The sequence below is a fragment of the Corynebacterium sp. genome (assembly GCF_012837295.1).
Classification (GTDB): Bacteria; Actinomycetota; Actinomycetes; order Mycobacteriales; family Mycobacteriaceae; genus Corynebacterium.
Map to the genome: position 1 here is coordinate 1 of NZ_DURI01000099.1, position 7,705 is coordinate 7,705.

6 protein-coding genes are annotated in these 7,705 nt (G+C 70.5%); 2 read left to right on the plus strand and 4 right to left on the minus strand.

Annotation, left to right across the window (positions count from 1 at the left end; genetic code table 11):
* Positions 1–92 precede the first annotated feature (92 nt).
* Complete coding sequence (locus tag GX015_RS03265; protein WP_291342775.1) at positions 93–1,373, plus strand: solute carrier family 23 protein; 1,281 nt, start codon at positions 93–95, stop codon at positions 1,371–1,373.
* Between the two features lie 163 nt (positions 1,374–1,536).
* Here the strand turns inward: GX015_RS03265 and GX015_RS03270 are convergent, their stop codons facing one another.
* The 4 genes from GX015_RS03270 to GX015_RS03285 are packed head-to-tail and all read right to left on the minus strand — an operon-like array spanning position 1,537 to position 5,702.
* Positions 1,537–1,809, minus strand: coding sequence for an HPr family phosphocarrier protein (locus GX015_RS03270; RefSeq protein WP_046649843.1), 273 nt, complete (start codon positions 1,807–1,809; stop codon positions 1,537–1,539).
* Positions 1,810–1,849: 40 nt separating this feature from the next.
* Complete coding sequence (locus tag GX015_RS03275) at positions 1,850–3,934, minus strand: fructose-specific PTS transporter subunit EIIC (protein ID WP_291342769.1); 2,085 nt, start codon at positions 3,932–3,934, stop codon at positions 1,850–1,852.
* 26 nt (positions 3,935–3,960) lie between these two features.
* Positions 3,961–4,926 (minus strand): 1-phosphofructokinase family hexose kinase, encoded by a 966-nt coding sequence (locus GX015_RS03280; RefSeq protein WP_291342771.1) that lies wholly within the window; start codon positions 4,924–4,926, stop codon positions 3,961–3,963.
* Positions 4,923–5,702, minus strand: a complete 780-nt coding sequence (locus tag GX015_RS03285; protein WP_291342772.1) for a DeoR/GlpR family DNA-binding transcription regulator — start codon at positions 5,700–5,702, stop codon at positions 4,923–4,925. The genes GX015_RS03280 and GX015_RS03285 overlap by 4 nt, the downstream gene beginning before the upstream one ends.
* A gap of 256 nt (positions 5,703–5,958) precedes the next feature.
* Here GX015_RS03285 and ptsP point away from each other — a divergent pair, with 256 nt between their 5' ends.
* Positions 5,959–7,644, plus strand: coding sequence for a phosphoenolpyruvate--protein phosphotransferase (gene ptsP / locus GX015_RS03290; RefSeq protein WP_291342774.1), 1,686 nt, complete (start codon positions 5,959–5,961; stop codon positions 7,642–7,644).
* The last annotated feature ends 61 nt before the right edge of the window (positions 7,645–7,705 follow it).

Sequence of the window (7,705 nt, forward strand, 5' to 3'; positions counted from 1 at the left end):
CACCGGCCGACGGCGGCCAGGCCCGCCCGGCCATCGACCCCGTCCATCCCGATCACCCGGATCACCCCGACCACCCGGCCGCCCGTGGCCGCCTGTTCGGCTGGGACCTCCACGGCGACGGCCGCACCATCGCGCCCGGCGCGGTCGTGGCCCCAGAGGAGCGGCTGGACTGGCCGCGCACCATCGGCATCGGCATGCAGCACGTCATCGCCATGTTCGGCGCCACGCTGCTGGTGCCCCTGCTGACCGGCTTCCCGGTCAACACCACGCTGCTGTTCTCGGGCATCGGCACGATCCTGTTCCTGCTGATCACCCGCAACCGGCTGCCCAGCTACCTCGGCTCGTCCTTCGCGTTCATCGCGCCGTTGACGGCGACGCAGGCGCAGGGCATCGCCGCGCAGTCCGGCGTGGTCATCACCGCCGGCATCGTGCTGGTCCTCGTCGGCGTCATAGTGAAGAAGGCCGGCCGCGCCGCACTCGACGCGGTGATGCCGCCGGCCGTCACCGGCGCCATCGTGGCGCTCATCGGCTTCAACCTGGCCCCGGTGGCCGCCACGAACTTCTCGGCGCAGCCCCTGGTCGCCGCGGTGACCATGCTGTCGATCCTGGTGGCGACGGTCGCGGGCCGCGGCATGATCGCGCGCCTGGGCGTGCTCATCGGCGTCGTCGTCGGCTGGGCCTTCGCCACCGTCACCGGCAACCTGTCGCCGGACGCGACCGCCTCGGTGCGCGAGGCCGCCTGGTTCGGCCTGCCGGACTTCCACGCCCCGGAATTCCACCTCAACGCCATGCTCATCGGCCTGCCGGTGATCGTGGTGCTCATCGCGGAAAACGTCGGCCACGTCAAGGCGGTCTCGGCGATGACGGGCCGCAACCTCGACGATCTCGCCGGCGACGCGCTCATCGCCGATGGTCTGGCCACCACGCTGGCCGGTGGCGCCGGCGGTTCGGGCACCACGACCTACGCGGAGAACATCGGCGTCATGGCCGCCACCCGCGTGTACTCCACGGCCGCCTACTGGGTCGCGGCGTTCACGGCGATCGCGCTGGCGTTCATTCCCAAGTTCGGCGCGCTGATCCTCACCATCCCCGAGGGCGTCCTCGGCGGCGCGACGCTGGTGCTCTACGGCCTGATCGGCATGCTGGGCATCCGCATCTGGATGGACAACGGCGTCGACTTCAACAACCCCGTCAACCTCGTCGCGGCGGCCACCGCGATGATCGCCGGCATCGGCAACCTCACGCTGTCCATCGGTTCGCTGGAGCTGGAGGGCATCGCCTGGGGGTCGGTCGGCATCATCGTCGGCTACCCGATCCTCAAGTGGCTCTACCGCCGCGTCGGCGAGGGCCAGTTCGCGGCCTTCAGGGAATAGCGTCCCCGCTCCTTTTCGCTTGACGACGCCCACGTGGGCGACGCACGAGGCCCCGCCCGGAAGAATCCGGGCGGGGCCATTCTCGTGCGAGGTGCCGTGGTGCGGGCGGCCGTCGCAAAGCAGGGGACTGCAGAGCCCGGGCCGCCGAAGCAACCGGGGGAGGCTACTCCTCGTCGAGGTTCTGCTCGATGAGCGCGGCGATCTTCTCCACTGCGGCGGCATCGTCGGAAGTGACGGTGACCTGGTCGCCGTGCTCGGCGCCCAGCGCCATGATCATCAGGGAGCTGGCGGCGTCGGCGGGCTCGTCATCGTCGTCGGACTCGACGAGCTCGATGAGGATCTCCTCGTCGTACTCGGCGGCGGCATCGGCGATCAGCGTCGCGGGACGGGCGTGCAGGCCGACGGTCGAGCCGACGGTCACGGTCTTGGAGGCCATTGTTGATGGTCCTTTCGATGGTGGCTTTTGATTGACGATTTTACGCGGAAGCGGCGGTCGCGGCCGGGGTTCCGGCCGGGGCTGCGGCGACCTTGCGCGGCCACAGTTGCTTCAGGGCGCTGACCAGCACCGCGCCGACGATCGCGCCGGCGATGATCGCGGCGAACCAGCCGAGCACGTTGTCGATGGCGAAGAAGACGAACACGCCGCCGTGCGGGGCGCGCGACGCGGCGCCGAAGGCCATGGACAGGGCACCGGTGACCGCGCCGCCGGCCATGATCGACGGGATGACGCGCAGCGGGTCCGCGGCGGCGAACGGGATGGCGCCCTCGGAGATGAAGGATGCGCCGAGCAGCCAGCCGGCCTTGCCGTTTTCGCGCTCGGCCTGCGTGTACAGCTTCGGGCGCAGCGCGGAGGACAGGGCCAGCGCCAGCGGCGGCACCATGCCCGCACCCATGACGGCGGCCATGACCTGCATGGAGGCCTCGTCACCGGTGGACAACCCGGCGGTGGCGAAGAGGTAGGCGGCCTTGTTGATCGGCCCGCCCATGTCGGCGCACATCATCAGGCCGACGATGATGCCCAGCAGGATCGCGGAGCTGCCGGACATGCCGCCGAGCCACTCGGCCATGGAGTTCATCAGCGAGGTCAGCGGGCGGCCGAGGAACAGGAACATCAGCAGGCCGACGCCGACGGAGGCGACCAGCGGCACGATGACCACGGGCATCAGCGACGCCAGCCAGCGCGGCACGGCCAGCGACGTCAGCCACAGGGCGATCAGGCCGGCGATGATGCCGGTGACCAGGCCGCCGAGGAAGCCCGCGCCGATGGCCACGGAGATCGCGCCGCCGATGAAGCCGGGGGCGATGCCGGGGCGGCCGGCCAGGCCGTAGGCGATGAACGCCGACAGGATCGCCACGATGACGCCCATGCCGAAGTTGCCGGTCGCGAACAGGATCGCGCCGATGTACAGCAGGATCCCGGAGCGGTCGACCGTGGTGACGGTGCCGTCGTCCATGGGGATCTCGTTGCCGGGCAGGTTCCACAGCGTGTAGCCCTGCGAGACGCGGTCGGCGACCCCGGCGACTTCATAGCCGCCGAACAGGAAGCCCAGCGCCAGCAGCAGACCGCCGGCGGCGACGAAGGGCACCATGTAGCTGACGCCGGTCATCACCGCCTGCTGGATGCGCTTGCCCCAGCCGAGGGTGGAACCGCCTTCGCTTGACGACGACCCGGCGTCGTCCACCGCAACCGTGCCCGCCACCTTCTTGGCGTTGGGGTCCTTGGCGGCGGCGATGGCCTCGTCGACCATCACGGCGGGTTCGTTGATGGCGCGCTTGACGCCGGATTCCACGACGGGCTTTCCGGCGAAGCGGCCGCGGTCCTTGACGCCGACGTCGGTGGCGAAGATGACCGCGTCGGCGGCGGCGATGGTCTCCGCGGGCACGGGCTTGACCGCGGAGGAACCCTGGGTTTCCACGACCAGCTCGACGTCGTCGCGCTCGTCGGCGACCTGCGTCAGCGAGTCGGCGGCCATGTAGGTGTGGGCGATGCCGGTCGGGCACGCGGTGACCGCGACGATGCGGGTGACCGCCTTCGTTGCGGTGGACGCGGCGACGGGGGCGGAACGCTCGGAGGCGGAAGTGGGCTCCGAGGCCGTCTTCTGGGCGGTGCCGGCGATGCGGGCATCGACGACGTCGACGATCTCCTCGGCGGTGGCGGCGCCGCGCAGTGCGGCGCGGAAATCCTTCTTCACCAGGCCGCGGGCCAGCTTGGACAGGATCTTCAGGTGCGCCTTTCCGCCGCCGGCGGGGGCGGCGATGAGGAACACCAGGTCAGCCGGCCCGTCGGGGCCGGAGAAGTCGACCGGGCGGGACAGACGGGCGAACGCCAGGGTCGGCTCGGTGACCGACTCGGAGCGGCAGTGGGGGATGGCCACGCCGCCGGGCACGCCGGTGCCGGACTTGGCCTCGCGGGCCAGGGCGTCTGCGGCGAGCTCGTCGGCATCGGCCGCGCGGCCGGCGGCGGTGACCAGCGACGCCAGATGCCGGATGACGGATTCGGGGGTGTCGCCCGGTGCGACGTCGAGTTCGACGAGCTCCGGGAGGATGACCTGGGAAGTCATGGGTACTCCTCGTGCGGTGGAGGGGCTCAGATTTCGCGGACGACGACGTCGCCGGGCTTGGTCTGATCGGGGCGGGGGATGGTGGTGCCGGGAAGCGACGTGGCGGCGGAACCGTAGGCGACGGCGCGGGCCAGGGCCCCGGCGGCGTCGAGCCCGTCTTCGCGGGCGAGCAGGTAACCGGCCAGGGAGCTGTCCCCGGCGCCGACGGTGGACAGCGGGACGATGGGCGGCGGCGTGGCCGCGAGGGCGGGGGCGTCGGAAAGCACGAGCACCGCACCGGCTGCGCCGAGGGTGACCAGCACTTCGCCGACGCCGGAATCGTTGAGGCGACGGGCCGCGGCGACGACGGGGGCGAGGTCCCCGGCGGCGGCGCGCTTTTCCAGCTCGACGCCGTCGAGTCCGGCGAGTTGGCCGAGCTCCAGGCCATTGGGCTTCATGACCTCGGGGGCGGAGGCGGGAAACGCCTCGCCGAGGGCCAGCAGCGGCGCATCGGAGGTGTCGACAGCGATGCCGGCATCGGGGTTGGCGTCCCGCACGGCGCGCACGCAGGTGGCCCAGAAGTCGACCGGGACGCCCGGGGGCAGGGAACCGGCCAGCACCACCCACGATGCACCGGGGGCGTGGTGGGAAAGACGCTCCAGGATGCGGTCGGCGTCGGCCTGCGAGAGCAGCGCGCCCGGGGTGTTCAGCTTCGTGGTCGTGCCGTCGTCCTCGACGATGGTCAGGTTCACGCGGGCTTCGTCGGGCAAGTCGATGGCCTCGTGCGGGATGTTGGTCTCCGCGAGGAGGCGGGAAAAGCGCCCGTTGTTCGCCGCCGGATACAGCGCCAGCGTGTCGTGGCCGGCGTTGGCCACGGCCGCCGATACGTTGACGCCCTTGCCGCCGGGGACGTCCGACTCCATGGCCAGGCGGTAGACGCCACCACGTTCCAGGCGGCCCTTGACGGTGGTGGTGCGGTCGATGGACGGGTTCGCGGTCAGGGTCAGAATCATCGCGCCACGGTCACCTTGACGTCGTGGTCCTGGAGCTCGTCGATGAACGCCTGCGGCGCCGACGGGTCGGTGATGACCACGTCGATGTCGTCGAGTGCGGCGAAGCTGACCAGGAAGTCGCGGCCGAGCTTCGTCGAATCGCACATGACCACCACCTTGCGGGCGTTGGTGATCATGGTGCGCTTGACGGCGGCTTCCTGCGGGTCGGCGGTGGACAGGCCGTGGTCGATGGTCAGGGCGTTGGAGCCGATGAACGCGACGTCGGCGCGCATGAGCGCCAGCGCGCGCAGGGCGGCATCGCCGACGACGGCCTGCGTGATGGCGCGGACCTGGCCGCCGAGCAGCTGCAGTTCGATGTACGGCGCGCCCGCCAGCGTCAGGGCGCTGGGCAGCGAGTTGGTCACCACCGACCAATGGCGCTCCTCCGGGAACGCCGCCATCAGCTCGGCCAGCGCCTCGGTGGTCGTGCCGGCGTCGAGAAATACCCCGCCGCCGGAAGAGGGGAGGAAGTCGACGGCCGCGCGGGCGATGGAGCGCTTGGCGTCCTTCTGCGCCTTCTTGCGCGCGTCGACGCTGACCTCGACGGTCTGGAAGGACTTCGCCGCGACGGCGCCGCCGTGGACGCGGTGGACGGCCCCCTCCGAATCGAGCTGCGCGAGGTCGCGGCGGATGGTCTCCGCCGTGACGTCGAAGTGGTGGGCGAGATCGGACACCGTGACCCTCCCCTCGACCGCCGTCAGTGATGCGATTTTGCGTCGGCGTTCTTCTGCGTACACGGTGGTCTCCTGTACTGGCCGGCGGGCGATGCCCGTTTCGGCGAATCATGTCCGGTTCCGGTGCCCGATTTTGGCGGGCTGGTAATAACTTGTGTGACCTTGGCGAAAGCCGCGGCTCCGTTGCCTTCAATCATGCCCGATTATGTTGGAAAGTCAAGAAAGATTTTGGTTTCAATGTGGGAAATTTGGAGTAGGCTTGGTGCAGCGAAACTTTCGTCCGAATTCGCGGTACACCATCGCCGTCCCGAGGAGCCCCATGTCCCCGTCCGCAGCATTGAAGGCAACCGCAGTCGTCCCGGGAGTGGGTTATGCGCCCGCCGTGTGGGCGCGCCCCCGTCCCGCCCTGCCCCAGGAGGGCACGCCGATTCCGGGCGGTGACGTTGACTTGGAAATCGAGCGGTTCCGCACGGCGACGAACGCGGTGTCCGAGCGTCTGGCGGCCCGCGCCAATCGCGCCGAGGGCAGCGCCGCGGAAGTGCTGTTGGCCACGTCGAAGTTGACCCTGGACCGCGGCTGGCACCGGGCGGCGGTGAAGAAGATCAAGGGCGGCGAACGCGCCGATGCCGCGACGATGGCGGCGATCGAGAAGTTCGTCGAGATGTTCAAGGCCGCCGGCGGCGTCATGGCCGAGCGCACCACCGACCTGGAGGACATCCGCGATCGCGTCATCGCCGAACTTCGCGGTGAGGAGGAGCCGGGGTTGCCTGCGGTGGATGCGCCGTCGATTCTGCTTGCCGACGACTTGTCTCCCGCAGACACCGCCACATTGGATCCCGACCTGTTCGTCGCCATGGTCACCGCCCTCGGCGGCCCGACCTCGCATACGGCGATCATCGCCCGCCAGCTGGGCGTTCCCTGCGTGGTGGCCGCCGGTGCGGGTCTGCGGGACATCGCCTCCGGGGCGATGACCCTCGTCGACGGGGCCAGTGGAACCGTGACCGTGGACCCGGCCCCGGAGGTCGCCGCGGCGGCAGTGGCGGAAGCCGCCCGCATGGCCGACAAGATCGCCGCCTGGGAGGGGCCGGGCCGCACGGCCGATGGCGACCGGGTGCAGCTTCTGGCCAACGTCGGCGACGGCAATGCCGCGCGCATCGCGGCCCAGGGTGCGGCGGAGGGCATCGGCCTGTTCCGCACCGAGCTGTGCTTCCTGTCCGCCGCGACCGAACCGACGGTGGAGAATCAGGCCGACATCTACGCGACGGTGCTCAAGGCGTTCCCCGAGCAGAAGATCGTGCTGCGCACCCTCGACGCCGGCTCCGACAAGCCGCTGGCGTTCGCGAACCTGGAGCACGAGGACAACCCGGCGCTCGGCGTGCGCGGCCTGCGCATCTCCCGTTCGAATTCGGGGTTGATGGAGCGCCAGCTCGATGCCATTGCTCTGGCAGGCACCAAGGCCGGGCGTGACCCGGAGGCGCCGACGTGGGTCATGGCCCCGATGGTCGCGACGCTGGAGGAAGCGGAGTGGTTCGCCGGGTTGTGCCGCGAGCGTGGCCTGACCCCCGGCGCGATGATCGAGATTCCCGCCGCGGCCTTGATGAGCCATGACCTGATGAAGGTTCTCGACTTCGTGTCCATCGGCACCAACGACCTGACCCAGTACGCGATGGCGGCGGATCGTCTCTCGCCGCACCTGGCCTACCTGACGGATCCGTGGCAGCCGGCGGTGCTGCGCCTGATCGACATGACCTGCCGTTCCGGCCGGGATTCGGGCACGCCGGTCGGCGTGTGCGGCGAAGCCGCCGCCGATCCGTTGCTGGCCTGCGTGCTGGTCGGCCTGGGCGTCAACTCGCTGTCGGCGGCGGCCACCGCGCTGTCCGGGGTCGGCGCGCAGTTGGCGGAGGTCACCTCCGAGCAGTGCGCGGCTGCGGCCCGCGCCGCACTGAACGCCTCCGACGCCGATGGGGCGCGCGCGGCCGTTCGAGAGGTGCTCGGCCTGGCGTAGAAGTCGCCGATCGCCGAGTCGTCGAATCATCGCGGTAGCGCGCACGAAGAAAGGGCCGGGC